Source organism: Streptomyces sp. SCA2-17, assembly GCF_044336695.1.
Genome location: NZ_CP117521.1, coordinates 1,301,735 through 1,317,518, shown reverse-complemented (window position 1 = coordinate 1,317,518; position 15,784 = coordinate 1,301,735). Strand labels below are relative to the sequence as shown.

General features: G+C 73.2%; 11 protein-coding genes. 7 read left to right on the top strand and 4 right to left on the bottom strand.

Going from position 1 to position 15,784, the window contains the following annotated elements:
• Nucleotides 1–286 precede the first annotated feature (286 nt).
• On the bottom strand, nucleotides 287–1,093 hold the full coding sequence (locus tag PS271_RS05850; RefSeq protein ID WP_398380677.1) for a S1 family peptidase: 807 nt from the start codon (nucleotides 1,091–1,093) through the stop codon (nucleotides 287–289).
• A gap of 268 nt (nucleotides 1,094–1,361) precedes the next feature.
• Here PS271_RS05850 and PS271_RS05845 point away from each other — a divergent pair, with 268 nt between their 5' ends.
• Nucleotides 1,362–2,267 carry a hypothetical protein gene (locus PS271_RS05845; RefSeq protein ID WP_398380675.1) on the top strand — a complete coding sequence of 302 codons (906 nt, stop codon included), beginning with the start codon at nucleotides 1,362–1,364 and terminating at the stop codon, nucleotides 2,265–2,267.
• 31 nt (nucleotides 2,268–2,298) lie between these two features.
• On the opposite strand, the gene PS271_RS05840 is transcribed toward PS271_RS05845, so the two are convergent.
• On the bottom strand, nucleotides 2,299–2,679 hold the full coding sequence (locus PS271_RS05840; protein ID WP_398380673.1) for a VOC family protein: 381 nt from the start codon (nucleotides 2,677–2,679) through the stop codon (nucleotides 2,299–2,301).
• A gap of 149 nt (nucleotides 2,680–2,828) precedes the next feature.
• On the opposite strand from PS271_RS05840, the gene PS271_RS05835 reads away from it, so the two are divergent.
• From PS271_RS05835 to pepN, 4 genes are all read left to right on the top strand, one after another.
• A complete protein-coding gene (locus tag PS271_RS05835) occupies nucleotides 2,829–5,927 on the top strand; it encodes an endo-alpha-N-acetylgalactosaminidase family protein (protein ID WP_398380671.1) in 3,099 nt (1,032 codons plus the stop codon).
• A gap of 73 nt (nucleotides 5,928–6,000) precedes the next feature.
• Nucleotides 6,001–6,891, top strand: coding sequence for a helix-turn-helix domain-containing protein (locus PS271_RS05830; RefSeq protein ID WP_398380669.1), 891 nt, complete (start codon nucleotides 6,001–6,003; stop codon nucleotides 6,889–6,891).
• 11 nt (nucleotides 6,892–6,902) lie between these two features.
• Complete coding sequence (locus tag PS271_RS05825; RefSeq protein WP_030364772.1) at nucleotides 6,903–7,208, top strand: chorismate mutase; 306 nt, start codon at nucleotides 6,903–6,905, stop codon at nucleotides 7,206–7,208.
• Nucleotides 7,209–7,562: 354 nt separating this feature from the next.
• Nucleotides 7,563–10,094: an aminopeptidase N gene (gene pepN, locus PS271_RS05820; protein ID WP_398380667.1), complete on the top strand. Its 2,532-nt coding sequence runs from the start codon at nucleotides 7,563–7,565 to the stop codon at nucleotides 10,092–10,094.
• Between the two features lie 87 nt (nucleotides 10,095–10,181).
• Here pepN and atpF read toward each other — a convergent pair whose 3' ends face one another.
• On the bottom strand, nucleotides 10,182–10,736 hold the full coding sequence (atpF, locus tag PS271_RS05815; protein WP_120754170.1) for a F0F1 ATP synthase subunit B: 555 nt from the start codon (nucleotides 10,734–10,736) through the stop codon (nucleotides 10,182–10,184).
• 220 nt (nucleotides 10,737–10,956) lie between these two features.
• Here atpF and PS271_RS05810 point away from each other — a divergent pair, with 220 nt between their 5' ends.
• Together PS271_RS05810 and PS271_RS05805 are read left to right on the top strand one after the other, a co-directional pair.
• Nucleotides 10,957–12,429 carry a pyridoxal phosphate-dependent decarboxylase family protein gene (locus tag PS271_RS05810; protein WP_398380664.1) on the top strand — a complete coding sequence of 491 codons (1,473 nt, stop codon included), beginning with the start codon at nucleotides 10,957–10,959 and terminating at the stop codon, nucleotides 12,427–12,429.
• The gene (locus PS271_RS05805; protein ID WP_398380662.1) at nucleotides 12,426–13,949 is read left to right on the top strand and encodes a lysine N(6)-hydroxylase/L-ornithine N(5)-oxygenase family protein; all 1,524 of its coding nucleotides are present in this window, start codon (nucleotides 12,426–12,428) and stop codon (nucleotides 13,947–13,949) included. The genes PS271_RS05810 and PS271_RS05805 overlap by 4 nt, the downstream gene beginning before the upstream one ends.
• On the opposite strand, the gene PS271_RS05800 is transcribed toward PS271_RS05805, so the two are convergent.
• Nucleotides 13,905–15,719 carry a bifunctional metallophosphatase/5'-nucleotidase gene (locus PS271_RS05800; RefSeq protein WP_398386693.1) on the bottom strand — a complete coding sequence of 605 codons (1,815 nt, stop codon included), beginning with the start codon at nucleotides 15,717–15,719 and terminating at the stop codon, nucleotides 13,905–13,907. The genes PS271_RS05805 and PS271_RS05800 overlap by 45 nt on opposite strands.
• Between the last annotated feature and the right edge of the window lie 65 nt (nucleotides 15,720–15,784).

The window sequence follows — 15,784 nt, the reverse complement described above, 5'->3', positions numbered from 1 at the left end:
ACGGCGCCCACACCTCGACTGTCCGACCATTCTCACCTCGGCCGAAAGGATGACGAGGGCCCTCCCACGTCATACCGGAGTCGCGTGCGCGGGCTCCGGAGGAGGACACGCGATTGCGCCGTCCGGGCGTCGAGGGCCCTCCGAACGGCGCAACGGCGGGGGAGGCGGGGCGCCCCCGGGGCGCCGCGGAACCCCCGCCGCCGCAACGGCGCTCCGCCGAGGCGGCGAGGGGCCGGCGGAATCACCGAGGACCCCGCACCGTACGGGACCGCAAAGCCCCGCGGGGCTATCCGCCCAGGCTCGCCGCCGCGCTCTTGATGTCCGCCGCGAATGTGCTCACCTCGGTGTAGACGCCGGGGTAGTGCGGCCGCGCGCAGCCCTGCCCCCAGCTGACGATGCCGACCTGGATCCACGCGCCCGCCCCGTCCTTGCGGAACATCGGGCCGCCGGAGTCGCCCTGGCACGTGTCGACGCCGCCCTGGTCGAGGTATCCGGCGCAGATCTCCTCGCCGGGTATGAGGTTGCCGTAGGCCTGCTGGCAGGCGGTGTCGTCGACGAAGGGCACGGTGGCCTTCAGCAGGTACCGCTGCTGGCTGCCGCCCTCGCGGTCCGCGCCCCAGCCGGCGATCGTGAACGTGCCGTTGTTGTACGCGGTGGTGCCGGCGACCTTGAGCGTCGGCAGGTCGACCGGCTTGGCGAGCTTGATCAGCGCCCAGTCCTTGCCGGAGCCGTTGTAGCCGGGCGCCTGGAGGACCTGGGTGGACTTGACCTTGACGGCCTGCGAGGAGTTGAGGTCGGCGACTCCGGCGGTGGCCGTGATGGAGGTGTTGGCGCCGCTGCCGCCGACGCAGTGCGCGGCGGTGAGGACGATCTGCTGGGTGTAGAGCGCGCCGCCGCAGCCCATGGACAGCCGCACCATCCACGGGAACTCGCCCTGCTGGGCGGGGGTGCCGCCGACGACGCCCTCGTGCGGGCGCGCGTCGCGCGGGCCGTCGGCGAGGGCGGACCCGGCGGTGAAGGTGAGCGCGGCGAGGGCCGCGGCGCCGACGGCGAGGGTTCTCCTGAGCGTGCCGAGGAAGAGGAAGGAACGCAACGGTCTTCCTTTCGTGGGAGGTTGCGCGCGAATGTCAGGCTCATGACAATCCCGGCCGTCCGATTACCGGAATCGAGCCTTCGCTGCGCGGTGCGATTATGAGCAGCGAACGAACGTGCGACAAGCACTCCGTTTCGGCCAGTCGTCCCGCCGGCGCCGCGCGCCGTACCGCCGACCGCCGTAAGCCGTACCGCCGGTGCCGCGCCCTGCCGCCGCACCGCACCGCCCCCGTACAGTGGAGTGAGGGGACCCCAGGGGGTGGTCACGCGTGGGCACCGGGACCGGGACGGGACACGGCGTCGAGATCGTGCACGGCTTCCCGCACATCGCGACCGTGCGCGCCGCGATCACCGCGCTGTACAAGCGCCTCTCCTACGACACGGTGCACACCTTCGAGCTCAGCGTGCCCCCGGCCGAGGTGGCCTTCGACGACGACGAGAACCCCTACCTCGGCGTGCAGCGCGTGGCCGGCGCGATGGTGCGCCACCTGCGCCTGCCGGACGCCCGGATGATCGTCAGCTTCCGCGACATGCGGCATGCGGGAAGCGTCGAGCTCGCGGCCGGCCCGGAGTACTTCATCGAGCTCAACTCCCGCTTCAAGGCCCACCGCAAGGACATCGGCGCCGCCCTCTCCCACGAGGTCATGCACGTCTACCTGCACCGGCTGGGCCTCGCCTTCCCCGGCACCCGGGACAACGAGATCCTCACCGACACCGCCGCCGCCTACCTCGGCTCCGGCTGGCTGCTCCTCGACGCCTACCGCGAGTCGGCCGTCTCTACGCAGAAGCTCGGCTACCTCACCCCGGAGGAGTTCGGCTACGTCCTCGCCAAGCGGGCGCAGGCCTTCGGCGAGGACCCCTCCCCGTGGTTCACCAGCCCCCAGGCGTACGAGGCGTACACCAAGGGCCTCGCGGAGGCGCGGCGCGACGGCCGCCGGCCCCCGCTCGCCGCGGCCGGCCGGCTCGGCCGCCACCGCTACGCCCGCGACCGCCGCGCCGTGCGGAACGCCGGGCGCAGCGCGCCGTCCGGCTGGGGCTACGCCTTCGAGGGGCACGACCCGCTGCGGGTGAGCTTCCCGTGCCCCACGTGCCACCAGCGGATCCGGGTGCCGGTGCGGGGGAGCGTACGGGTGCGGTGCGGGCTGTGCCGGTCGGTGCTGGAGTGCGACACCTGACCGGCGCCGGGGCAGGCCTCGTGCCGGTGGCCTACGACGACTGCCCGTAGCAGAGGCAGAAGGGGTGCCCCGCGGGGTCGTTGAACACCAGGAACCCCTTCTCCTTGCCGCCGCTGTCGTGCAGGAACTCCGCCCCCAGCGCGGCCACCTCACCCCGGGCCCGCTCCACGTCCTCCCGCGTCTCCACCTCGAAGTCCAGGTGGAACTGCTGCGGGAAGGCCGGGTCCGGCCAGCGCGGCGGCCGGTGGTCCTTCGCCTCCTGGAAGGCGATCCGCTCGCCCGCGGGCGAGGTCAGCCACACCCAGGACGGGTCGGAGGCGTCCACCTCCCAGTCGAGGATCCGGGCGTAGAAGCCGGCCAGCGCGGCCGGGTCGGGGCAGTCGACGACGGGATACATCAGTTTCGCGATCACGAATCGATCCTGCCCCGTCGCGGACAGGAGTCCAACACCCGTACCGCTTTTGTCCATGGGCGTCACGCCCCCCACCCTCCACTGTGTGCCCGTGGCCATCGGTACCGGTCCCTCGGTACTGGTCCCTCGGTACCGAGGAGGAGGACAGAGTGGACGCCGACGCCCCGCGCACCCCCACCCGTCGCACCGTGGTCACCACGGGCGCCGCCGCCGGGCTCGCCGCACTCACCGGCCTCCCCGGGCTCACCGGGACGGCCTCCGCCGCGGCCCCGGCCGCCGAAGCCGTCCTGCGGTCCGCCGCCCTCGACGTCCGCGTCAGCACCGCCTTCCCCTACGTGATCTCCTACACCGACCGCACCACCGGCGACGTCGTCCACGGCCAGGAGGACCCGGTCACCTCCCTGCTCGTGGACGAGAAGGAACACACCCCCCACGTCACCTCCACCGTCCGCGGCGACCGCGCCGTGTACGTCCTCGCCCTCGCCGGCGGCACGCGCGTCGACGTCGAGATCCGCGTCGCCGGCACGCGTCTCGACTGGCGGGTCACCCGCATCACGGACACCCCCGCCCTGCGCATCGGCACCCTGCGCATCCCCGGCCTCGCCCTGCTCAGCGTCCGCAGCACCCAGCCCGGCGCCGAGCTCCTCGCCGCCCGCATCCAGCTCGACAAGGCCAAGAGCGGCGACACCCTCGTCCGCCCCGGCCCGGACACACTCGCCGACGAGGCGCCCATCGGCTGCGCCTACGCCGTCGTCAGCACCGGCCGGCTCGCCGCCGCCGTCGACACCAACACCGTCCAGGACCGGCCGGACGCCGCCACCGCCTGGGAGAACGGCCGCCTCCGGCGGCAGACCCGCACCCGGCCCTACGGGACCGAGGCCCGGATCACCTGTGGCCAGTGGACCCACCGGGCCGCCGGCGCGGCCACCGCCGATACCGAGCCCCTGCCCCGCGCCACCGTCATCGTCACCCGCGACCGCAACGGCGACGGCCGCGCCGACTGGCAGGACGCGGCCATCGCCCTGCGCGACGTCATGACCGCGCCGCTCGGCGCCGCCGAACAGCACCTGCGCGTCGTCCCCCACATCCCGTTCAACTTCGCGAGCCAGGCCACGAACCCCTTCCTCGCCACCCTCGACAACGTCAAGCGCATCGCCCTCGCCACGGACGGGCTGCGCCAGTTCACCCTCCTCAAGGGCTACCAGTCCGAGGGCCACGACTCCGCCCACCCCGACTACGGCGGCAACTACAACGCCCGCGCCGGCGGCCTCACCGACCTCAACACGCTCCTGCGCGCCGGAAAGAAGTGGAACAGCGACTTCGCCGTGCACGTCAACACCACCGAGTCCTACCCCGTCGCCCACGCCTTCTCCGAGACCCTCGTCAACCGCGACGACCGGCAGTGGGACTGGCTCGACCAGTCGTACCGGATCGACCCCCGGCGCGACCTCCTCTCCGGCGACGTCGTCCGCCGCTTCCGGCAACTGCGCGCCGAGACCGACCCCGCCCTGACCACCCTCTACATCGACGTCTTCCGCGAATCCGGCTGGAACTCCGACCGGCTGCAGCGCGCCCTGCGCGACCAGGGCTGGCAGATCGCCACCGAATGGGGCCACGGCCTGGAACGCTCCAGCCTCTGGGCGCACTGGGCCAACGAGACCGACTACGGGCCCGACACCTCGCGCGGCATCAACTCCCGCCTCATCCGCTTCCTCCATCACCACCACAAGGACGTCTTCGCCGACAAGTGGCCCCTCCTCGGCACGGCCAAGCTCGGCACCTTCGAGGGCTGGCAGGGCAAGACCGACTGGGCGCCCTTCCACCGCCTGCTGTGGACCGAGAACCTCCCCGCCAAATACCTCCAGGCCCACCCGATCCGCACCTGGGGCGAGCACGAGATCACCTTCGAGGGCCCGGCGCGCACCGCCGTCAGCGACGCCGACGGCACCCGCACCATCACCACGGACGGGCGCGTGGTCTACAAGGGCGGGCTCTACCTGCTGCCCTGGGAGCCGCGCGAGGCCCTCGACCCGGCCAAGCTCTACCACTACAACCCCGCGGGCGGCACCACCTGCTGGCGCCTGCCGCGCGGCTGGGCCGGCCGGAAGACGGTCGTCCGCCACCGGCTCACCGACCAGGGCCGCGCCGACCCCGCCGAGCTGCCGGTCCGCGGCGGCGAAGTCACCATCGAGGCCGAGGCCGGGCAGCCGTACGTCCTCACCCGCGGCCACGGCCGCTCCCCGCGGCCCGCGTGGGGCGAGGGCACACCGCTGTACGACCCCGGCTTCCACTCCGGCAGCCTCGACGGCTGGCGGGTCACCGGCCCCGCAGCCGTCGAGCGCAGCCCGCTGGGCGACTACGAGCTCGTCGTCCGCGCCGGAGCGGCGGCCGCGGTGAGCCAGCGGCTCGCCCGGCTGAAACCCGGCACGTACGCCGCGTCCGTGCAGGCCGAGGTCGGCGCCACCGCGGGGGAGCGGCGCCGGGCCGGCCTGCACGTCCGCACCGCCGACGGCGTCACCGCCGCCACCTGGACGGACACCTCCACCGCCGGCAACCACGTCGCCGCCGACCGCAAGCACGGCACCCGCTTCCAGCGGATGTTCACCCGCTTCACCGTCCCGGCGGGCGGCGGGCCCGTCACCCTCACGCTCACCGTCGCCGCGGGCAGCGCGCGGGTACGGTTCGACGCCTTGCGGGTCGTCGCCACCGGCCGCCCGGCCACGCGGCCCGGCGCCCTCCTCCACGAGGACTTCGAGAACGTCCCCCAAGGCTGGGGCCCCTTCGTCAAGGGCGACGCCGGCGGCGCCACCGACCCGCGCACGCACATCGCCCAGCGGCACGCCCCGTACACGCAGCGGGGCTGGAACGGCAAGGCGATAGACGACGTCATCGACGGCACGCAGTCCCTGAAGTCCCGCGGCGAGAACACCGGGCTCGTCTACCGCACCGTGCCCCACACCGTGCGCTTCCGGCCCGGGCGGCGCTACCGGATCGCGTTCCGCTACGAGAACGAGGCCGACGGGCAGTACGCGTGGATCACCGGCGTGGACGCGCCCGAGGGCCGCGAACTGCACCGCACGCCCCTGCCCGCCGCCCATGCCCCGGCCACGCACACGTACGAGTTCACGGCGCCGGAGGCGGGCGAGGCGTGGGTCGGGCTGCGCAAGACCGGCGACAGCGGGACGGCGGAGTTCGTCCTGGACGGCTTCACGGTGTACGAGACGGGTGAGGCTCCCGGACTCTCGTGAAGCACTCTGGTGAAGCACACCCCCATGCGCGAAGATCGGCCCACTGCGCCGACACCGCGGGAGGCCGGGACCCATGTACCAGACATGGATGCGCTACTTCACCCCCGGCCCCGTCCACCACCGCCTCGGCCTCGTGTGCCTCGGCGTCGGCCTCCAGCACGGCGCGCTGCCGGCCGTCGGGCCCCGCACCCTCGACCACCACGTCGCCGTCGTCATCCACGCCGGCAGCGGGTGGCTGTGCACCCCCGACGGCCACCACCGTACGGTCACGGCCCCCGCGCTGCTCTGGCTGGCCCCCGGCGTCCCCCACCACTACGGCGCCGCCGACGGCACCGGCTGGGACGAGAGCTTCGTCGACTTCACCGGCCCCGCCGTCGCCGCCTACACGGAACTCGGCTGCATCGAACCCCACCGGCCCCTCGTGCCCCTCACCGACACCACGGCCGCACGCACCGCCGTCCACCGCATCGCCCGCGCGGCGCGCCGCGGCAACCCGCTCCTGGAGATCGAGACGTCCGCGGCCGTCCACGAACTCCTCGTCGCCCTGCGCCGCGCCCGTGCCGACACCACGCCCGGCGGCGAACCCGTGCTCCAGGCCCTCGCCCGGGACGCCTTCCTCCCCCTGACCGTCGCCCAGCACGCCGCCCGGCACGGCATGACCCCCGCCGAACTGCGCGCCGCGGTGCGCCGCGGGGCCGGGTGCAGCCCCAAGGACTACCTCCTGAACATCCGCCTCGGCCGCGCCAAGGAGCTCCTCGCCGCCACCGAACTGCCCGTCGCCGCCGTCGCCCGCCGCGTCGGCTACGCCGACCCCGCCTACTTCAGCCGCCTCTTCACCCGCCGGGTCGGCACCGCGCCCGTCCGCTTCCGCGCCCGGCAGGGGCGCGCGGTGCCCGGCGGGTGGAGCGCGCGGATCCCCGATCCGGACCACCCGCCGGTGATCGCACCCCGTCCGTCCGCATAGGCTCGGTGACCATGAGCAACAGTTCCATGGACGAGTCCGTACGGGCCGAGCTGGGCCGGCTGCGCGACAGCATCGACAACATCGACGCGGCGGTGATCCACATGCTCGCCGAGCGCTTCAAGGCCACCCAGCAGGTCGGCCACCTCAAGGCCGCCCACAAACTGCCCCCCGCCGACCCCGCGCGCGAGGCCCGCCAGATCGCCCGCCTCCGCGAACTGGCCGAGAACGCCAAGCTCGACCCCGCGTTCGCGGAGAAGTTCCTGAACTTCATCATCGCCGAGGTAATCCGCCACCACGAAACGATCGCCCGCGCGTAACGCTTCCAGCGCGGCAGCCCGACAACGGCGCTCACCGGCCCCGCGGTGCCCCGGCTTGCCCTTCCTCCCGCCGCAGCGGTGCTCAGCCCCCATGGCGCGTGTCGGCGGTGCCGGACTGACCTGCGCCCCGGCCGGGCACCGCCGGTTTCCGCCGCGGTGGTTGCGCGCCGCTGCGGCGGGGGTGAGGGGGCGATCCGCGTCCCCTCCTTCCGCCGCAGCGGTGATCAGCGCCCATGGCGCGTCCCGGCGGGGGAGAAGGGGCGAGGCCCCCTCATCGGTGAGGTGAGGCGAACGGCGGACGCACCCCGGAATCCAGCCTCGGCACAGCGCCCAGCGACCCGGCAGGATGTGGCCATGCCCGTACTCACCCGCGCCGAAGCCCGTACCCGCGCCCGCCTCCTCGACGTGCACCGTTACGCCGTCGCCCTCGACCTCACCCGCGGCGACGAGCTCTTCGCCTCCACCACCCGCATCCGCTTCACCGCGCGCGAAGCCGGCGACACCTTCGTCGAGGTCAAGCCCGCCGCCCTGCGCCGCGCCGTCCTCGACGGCCGCCCCCTCGATCCGGCCGCGCTGGACGGCAACCGGCTGCCGCTCTCCCTCACCGCCGGCGAGCACGAGCTGCTCATAGAGGCGGACATGCGCTACTCCCGTACGGGCGAGGGCATGCACCGCTTCACCGACCCCGCCGACGGCGAGACGTACGTCTACACCCAGGCCTTCCTCGAGGACAGCCAGCGCGTCTTCGCGTCCTTCGACCAGCCCGACCTGAAGGCCGTCTTCGACGCCACCGTCACCGCCCCGCCGCACTGGACCGTCCTCGGCAACGCCGTGGCGACCCGCACGCGCGACCCGGCCGGAGGCGACGGCCGCTGGGAGTTCGCCACGACCCAGCCCCTCAGCACGTACTTCGTGGCGTTCGCCGCCGGCCCCTGGCACACCGTCCGCACCGAGCACGCCGGCCTGCCGTTCGCCCTGCACTGCCGCCGCTCCCTCGCCCCGCACCTCGACGCGGACGCCGGCGAGCTCCTGGACATCACGCGCCGCTGCTTCGACCGCTTCCACGAGATCTTCGACGAGCCGTACCCGTTCGACTCCTACGACCAGGCGTTCGTGCCCGAGTTCAACGCCGGCGCCATGGAGAACCCGGGCCTGGTCACCTTCCGCGACGAGTACGTCTTCCGGTCGGCCGTCACGGACACCGAGCGCGAGACCCGCGGCGTGACGATCGCCCACGAGATGGCCCACATGTGGTTCGGCGACCTCGTCACCCTCCGCTGGTGGGACGACATCTGGCTGAACGAGTCGTTCGCCGAGTACATGGGCTACCAGGTCCTCGCGGAAGCGACCCGCTTCGGCGGCGCCTGGACCGACTTCGCCTGCGCCCGCAAGGGCTGGGGCTACGACGCCGACCAGCGCCCCTCGACCCACCCCGTCGCCCCCGACCCCGCCGCCGTCCCGGACACCGCCTCCGCGCTCCTGAACTTCGACGGCATCTCGTACGCCAAGGGCGCCTCCGCCCTGCGCCAGCTCGTCGCGTGGCTGGGTGAGAAGGACTTCCTGGCGGGCATCAACGACCACTTCGCCCGCCACCGCTTCGGCAACGCCGCGCTCGCCGACTTCCTCGACTCCCTGGCCCGCCGCACGGACCGCGACGTCCACGCCTGGGCGGACCGCTGGCTGCGCACCAGCGGCGTCGACACCCTCACCGCGGTCACCGGCGAGGCCGGCGGACACTGGCAGCTCACCGTCGGCCAGGACGGCACCCGCCCGCACCGCATCGCCGTCGGCGCGTACGACCGGGACCCGGCGGACCCCGCGCGCCTCACGCTCCGCGACCGCTTCGAACTGGACGTGCCGCAGACGGGACCCGCCAAGTCCTTCCCCGGCGCCCGCCCCGACCTGCTCCTCCTCAACGACGGCGACCTCACGTACGCCAAGGTCCGCCTCGACGCCGCGTCCTGGGACACCGCCCTGCGCTCCCTGCACGGCCTGCCCGACCCGCTGAACCGCGCCGTCCTGTGGAACGCCGCCCGCGACATGGTCCGCGACGGCGAACTCGCCCCCGCCGCCTACCTGAACGCCGCCCGCACCCACCTGCCCCACGAGAGCGACGTGGCCATCGCCGGAGCCGTCCTCACGTTCGCCCGCGGGCAGGTCGCCGACCGCTACGTCACCCCCGCCGACCGCCCCGCGGCCCTGGCCGGCCTCACCGCCCTCGCCCAGGAGCTCCTCGACCGCACCCGGGACCGGGGCGAGGACACCGCCGCACAGGGCCTGCGCCTGACGGCCGTCCGCACCTTCATCGACAGCACCACCGCCCCGGACACCCTCCACGCCTGGCTCCGCGACGGCACCGTCCCCGGCGGCCCCGCCCTCGACCCCGCCCTGCGCTGGCGCGCCCTCGCCCGCCTCGCTGTCCTCGGCGCCACCACCGCCGAGGAGGTCGGCGCCGAGCTCGCCCGCGACCCCAGCGCCACCGGCCAGGAGGGCGCGGCCCGCTGCCGCGCCGCCCTGCCGGACCCGGCCGCCAAGGAAGCCGCCTGGCAGGCCATGTACGACCCGGGGCACCGCCCCGAACTCTCCAACTACCTCTTCACCGCCACCGCCCAGGGCTTCTGGCAGCCCGAGCAGCACTCCCTCGTCCGCCCCTACCTGGACCGCTACTACCCCGCGGCCGTCGCCCTCGCCGCCCGCCGCGGCCCGGCCCTGGCCACCGCCGCGGGCGCCGCCGGCTTCCCCCGCCCCCTCGTCGAGCAGCGCACCCTCGACCTCGGCGAGGAGTGCCTGAGCGCCGCGGACCCCGTCCCCGCCCTGCGCCGCAGGCTCACCGACGAGCTCGACGACCTGCGCCGCGCCCTGCGCATCAGGGCGATCGGGGCGTAGGAACGCCGGAACGCCGAAGGCTCCGCACCCCGGAAAGGGGAGCGGAGCCTTCGGCGTCCGAGAATGTCCCAGCGGCGGCGGCCTGCGTCAGCCGCGCGCCTCGCGGGCGGCGTCGGAGGCCTGCGCGGTGCGCAGCTCCTCCATGAAGCGGTCCACCGTGCCGTTGTCGCGAGCGGACTGGGCGACGTCCTCACCGACGATGCGGCCCGCCAGCTCCGTGGCCAGCACGCCGACCTGCTCGCGCAGCTCGGCCTCGGCGACCGCGCGCTCGGCGTCGATCACCGCGTGACCCGCGGAGATGATCTCCTCGCGCTGGCGCTGGCCCTCGGCCCGCAGCTCGGCGACGATCGCGGTGCCCTGCTCGGTCGCCTCCTGGCGCAGGCGCGCGGCCTCGTGCCGGGCCTCCGCCAGCAGCTCCTGGTACTCGGCGTGGACGCGGGCCGCCTCGGCGCGCGTCTCCTCCGCCTCGTCGAAGCGGCCCTCGGTGGCCTTCTCGCGCTCGACGAGGACCTTGTTGATCCGGGGCAGCAGCACCTTCGCCATCAGGGCGAAGGTGATGAAGAACAGCACCGCGCCGAGGACGAGCGGCGCGGGCTCGGGCTTGAGCGGCCCTACGTCGAGAGCGAGAAAGTTCATGGCCATGGGGTGCAGATTAGTCGACGGAAGAGGGTGCGTCCGCCCCGGACCCCATTAGCAGACACAACTCACGCCCGTCGCACGGCCGTACCACCATCGAGCGAAACCCGCCCCTACGCCGGTCACCGACCGTGCGCCGAACGTAACTTGTTGCAGTTGCTGCTCGTCACCGCCCGCAAGCGACCGCACAGCACGCGCACGAAGTCAACCCAAAAGGGGCAAAGTCATGCCTGCGTCCGCCGGCCCCACCGTCGCCTCACCCCGCGAGGCCGCGGAGGACACCCCTGTCCCACTCGCCGGCGGATCCCACGGCCCGCACGCCCTCCACCCGCTCCTGGACACCACCCTCGACGCCCTCGCCCAGGGCGCCGCCACCCGCGCAGGCCCCTTCCCGGCCGGCGGCCCCGAAGCCGTCACCGCCCGCCTGCGCGCCCTGGCCGCCCCCGCCCTCCCCGAGAGCGGCACCGGCGCCCACGAAGCGCTCCACACCCTCGTCAGCGCCCTCGCCGAAGGCGCCGCCGACCCCGCGCACCCCCACTGCGCCGCGCACCTCCACTGCCCGCCGCTGGCCCTGGCCGCCGCGGCCGACCTCGCGGCCGCCGCCCTCAACCCCTCCCTCGACTCCTGGGACCAGGCCCCGGCGGCCACCGCCCTCGAAGCGCTCACCACCCGCGCCCTGGCCGCCCTCGCCTACCCGGGCCGCCCCGCCCCGGACGCCCTGGTGACCACCGGCGGCACCGAGTCCAACCAGCTCGCACTGCTCCTGGCGAGGGAAGCGGCCGGGGGACAGGCCGAGGGGCAGGCCAAGACGCAAGCCCCCGCGCCCCTCCGCGTCGTCTGCGGCGCCAACGCCCACCACAGCATCCACCGCGCCGCCTGGCTCCTCGGCCTCCCCGCCCCCCTCACCCTCCCCACCCCCACCGGCGTCCTCGACCCCGCCACCCTCCGCACAGCCCTCACCGAGCTCACCGCCACGGGCACCCCCACCCTCGTCGTCGCCACCGCCGGCACCACCGACACCGGCCGCATCGACCCCCTGCCCGCCGTCGCCGAGCTCTGCCGCACCCACGGCGCCCGCCTCCACGCCGACGCCTCCTACGGCGGCCCGCTCCTCTTCAGCGACACCCTCCGCCCCGCCCTCGACGGCCTCGACCAGGCCCACACCATCGCGATCGACCTCCACAAACTCGGCTGGCAGCCCGTCGCCGCCGGCCTCCTCGCCGTCCCCGACACCACCGCCCTCGCCCCCCTCGCCCACCACGCCGACTACCTCAACGCCCCCGACGACACCCGCGCCGGCCTCCCCGACCTGCTCGGCCGCTCCCTGCGCACCACCCGCCGCCCCGACATCCTCAAGATCGCCGTCACCCTCCGCGCCCTCGGCCGCCGCGGCATCGGCGAGCTCGTCGAGCGCGTCTGCGCCGCCGCACAGCACCTCGCCGACCTCATCGAGGCCCACCCCTCCTTCGACCTCCACGCGCGCCCCGCCCTCAGCACCGTCCTCTTCCGCCCCACCGGCACCGACGACCGCACCACCGCCGCACTCCGGCGCACCCTCCTCCACCACGGTCACGCCGTCCTCGGCCGCACCACCACCCCCGAGGGCCTCTGGCTCAAGGCCACCCTCCTCAACCCCCACACCACCCCCGACGACCTCCGCACACTCCTCACCCTCGTGGAAGGCCAGGTACGCCGATGAAGACCCCGCCACCCCCCAACAACCCCCCGGAGAACACCCCCGGCACCCCGCCGCCGCCCCCGTCCGACCCAGGACGCCGGGCCCAGGCGTCCCCCTCGCCGGCGGAAGCGCCCCAGACCACCCCCGACCAGCCGCTCGACATCGCCGGCATCGGCATCGGCCCCTTCAACCTCTCCCTCGCCGCCCTCGCCCACGGCGTCCCCGGCCTCCGCACCGCCTGCTACGACCAGAACCACACCTTCCGCTGGCACGCCGGCCTGCTCATCGACGGCACGACTCTCCAGGTCCCCTTCCTCGCCGACCTCGTCACCCTCGCGGACCCCACCAGCCCCTGGAGCTTCCTCAACTACCTCAAATCACGCGAACGCCTCTACCCCTTCTACTTCGCCGAGCGCTTCCACATCCAGCGCGCCGAATACGACGCCTACTGCCGCTGGGTCAGCCAGCACCTCCCCGGCCTCCACTTCGGCCACCAGATCGACGCCATCCGCTGGAACCCCGAGCGCAGCCTCTTCGAAATCGACTTCACCCAGCTCGACTCCGACGGCGAGGCCGAAGCCCTCGGCCGCACCTACACCCGCAACCTCGTCCTCGGCGTCGGCACCGCCCCCCACGTCCCCGACCCCCTGCGCCCCCTCGTCGACGCCCCGGCCGTCCCCGTCATCCACTCCGCCGACTACCTCGACCACCGCGAGCGCATCCTCGCCGCCGAGCACATCACCGTCATCGGCTCGGGCCAGTCCGGCGCCGAGGTCTTCCTCGACCTCCTCCGCAACCGCCCCGCCGGCCGCGAGAAGCTCCACTGGCTCGCCCGTACGCCCGCGTTCGCGCCCATGGAGTACAGCAAGCTCGGCCTCGAACAGTTCACCCCCGACTACACCCGCTACTTCCACGCCCTCCCCGAAGCCGTCCGCAACCAGCTCCTGCCCCAGCAGTGGCAGCTCCACAAGGGCATCGCCGCCGAGACCCTCGCCGACATCCACGACGAGCTCTACCGCCGCAGCCTCCACGGCGGCTGGCCCGACACCGTCCTCACCCCCGGCGTCTTCGTCCGCACCGCGGGCCGCGTCGGCACCACCCGCGTCGAGCTCCACCTCGAACACGCCCAGCAGGGCACCCGCTCCCGCATCACCACCGACGCCGTCATCCTCGCCACCGGCTACCGCGAGCGCCCCGTCGACACCCTCCTCGCCGCCCTCGACCCCTACATCCGCCGCGACCACAGCGAGCGCCCCCGCATCGACGAGAACCACCGCCTCGTCCTCGACCCCCTCGTCCGCGGCGCCATCCACGTCCAGAACGCCGAGCGCCACACCCACGGCGTCGGCACTCCCGACCTCGGCCTCGCCGCCTGGCGCAGCGCCACGATCCTCAACGCCATCACGGGAAAGGCGGTCTACCCCCTCCCGGAGCGGACCGCCTTCACCACGTTCGGCCTGGAGCCGCGGTCTCAGCCGCGACCCCGCAGCGCGGGATCAGAAGACCGGCGCACCATCCCGCGTCAGCTTCCAGTCCACTGATGCGAAGCGCGCCACGTCGATCGACCCCTGCGCCTTCACCCAGGAAATGATCGTGTTACGGATCTCCTCCGAGTTGGCCCACACCTGCTTCGCCCGCGCCACATGCGGGAAATTGCCCCCGCCACTGGCCCGGTAATTGTTCACCGCCAGGACGAACTCGGCCGCGTCGTCCAGCGGCTTCCCGTCGAACATCAGCTTCGTGACCCGCGCGCCCGGCGCCTTCGCGATGTCGATCTCGTACGAGAGGCCGCTGACCACGTCATAGTTGTAATCCGGAATGCTCTCCGCATTCGTCAGCTTCGCCGGATCCACCGGAGCACCGGCCGCCGTCCGCACGTAATAGTGCGCCGAGAACTCCAGATAATCCCGCAGCTGCGCGCCCGTCAGCACCCGGGCCTCCAGCGTGTTCTCGAACGGATACAGCCCCGCCACCTCACGGATCGTGACCTTCCCCGCCGGCACCGCCGCCGTCCGCGAGAAGCACGACGCCTGCGACAGCACGGGCAGCGCCGCGTGGGCCGTTCCGGCCAGCGCCGCCTTCACGGTCTCCTTCTGCACGTGGTTGATGAAGTCGATGACCGGAGTGTCCTTGTACGCCGCCTCGGCCGCGCTCATCGCCGCCGTCGACGTACCGATCACCTGGTTGACGTACGTCACGACCTTCTCGTGCTCGTCCCGCAGCAGGCGGGTGATCTTCTTGTCCTCGGGCACCGTGTTCGAGTTCAGCACCTTCGCCGACACCGACTCCACCTGCCAGCGGCCCCGCTCCCACACCAGCCCGAAGTCGAAGAGCGTCAGCCGCTGCCCCCACTTCAACGGCTCGGACAGCACCACCTGCTTGCCCGTCTTCTTGTTCGCCACCCGGTACTCCGGGATCTCCGTGTGCGCGTGGCCCACCAGGATCGCGTCGATCCCCGGCACCTGCTCCGCCACCAGCGCCGCCGCGTTCTCGACGTACGGCAGCTGATCACCGTACGAAGACGTCCCGCTCGAACCCGAATGCGCGGAGACGATCACCACGTCCGCACCCATCGAACGCAGCCGCGGCACCCACTTCGCCGCCTGCTCCTCCAGGCCCGGGAACACCATCTTCCCCTGGACATTCGCCTTGTCCCAGATCGCAATGCCCGGATTCGTCAGCCCCAGGATCGCGACCTTCACATCACGGCCGAACGGCGTGCACACCCGCTTCATCACATACGGCGCGAACGCCGGCCGCAGCGACTTCGCATCCAGCGCGTTCGCCCCCAGCAGCGGGAAGTCGCACTGCTCCTCGAACTTCCGCAGCACCGGAATGCCGTAATTGAACTCGTGGTTCCCGAGCGCCGCCGCGTCGTACCCGATCGCGTTCATCGCCTGCGCCATCGGATGCACCGGGCCGTGCGCCTTGGTGATCGGATCCACCTTGGCGTAGTAGTACGACAGCTGGGTGCCCTGGATGGTGTCGCCCGCATCGATCAGCAGGGTGTTCCGGCGCCCCTTCTCCGCCCGCACCTGATTCACCAGCGTCGAGATCTTCGCCAGACCCACGTCGTTGTGCGCCTTGTCGTCGAACTCGGCGTCGGTGAAGTAATCCCAGTTGAAGACGTTCCCGTGCAGATCCGTCGTCCCCATCACGGTGAAGGAGTACTTCCGCTTCCCCCGGCCGCCCGCGAGACCCGCATCCACCCCCTGCGCCTCGGCCGTCCCGGCACCCACCGCCCCCACGAGCGCGACCCCCGCGCCCGTCGCGGCGGTACGCTCCAGAAAGTTCCTCCGGTTCAGCGGCACTTCTTCTCCCCAAGTCGCAATGCTGACAACGCGCGTAGATTCTGACCCGGCCCACCCCGGCCGCG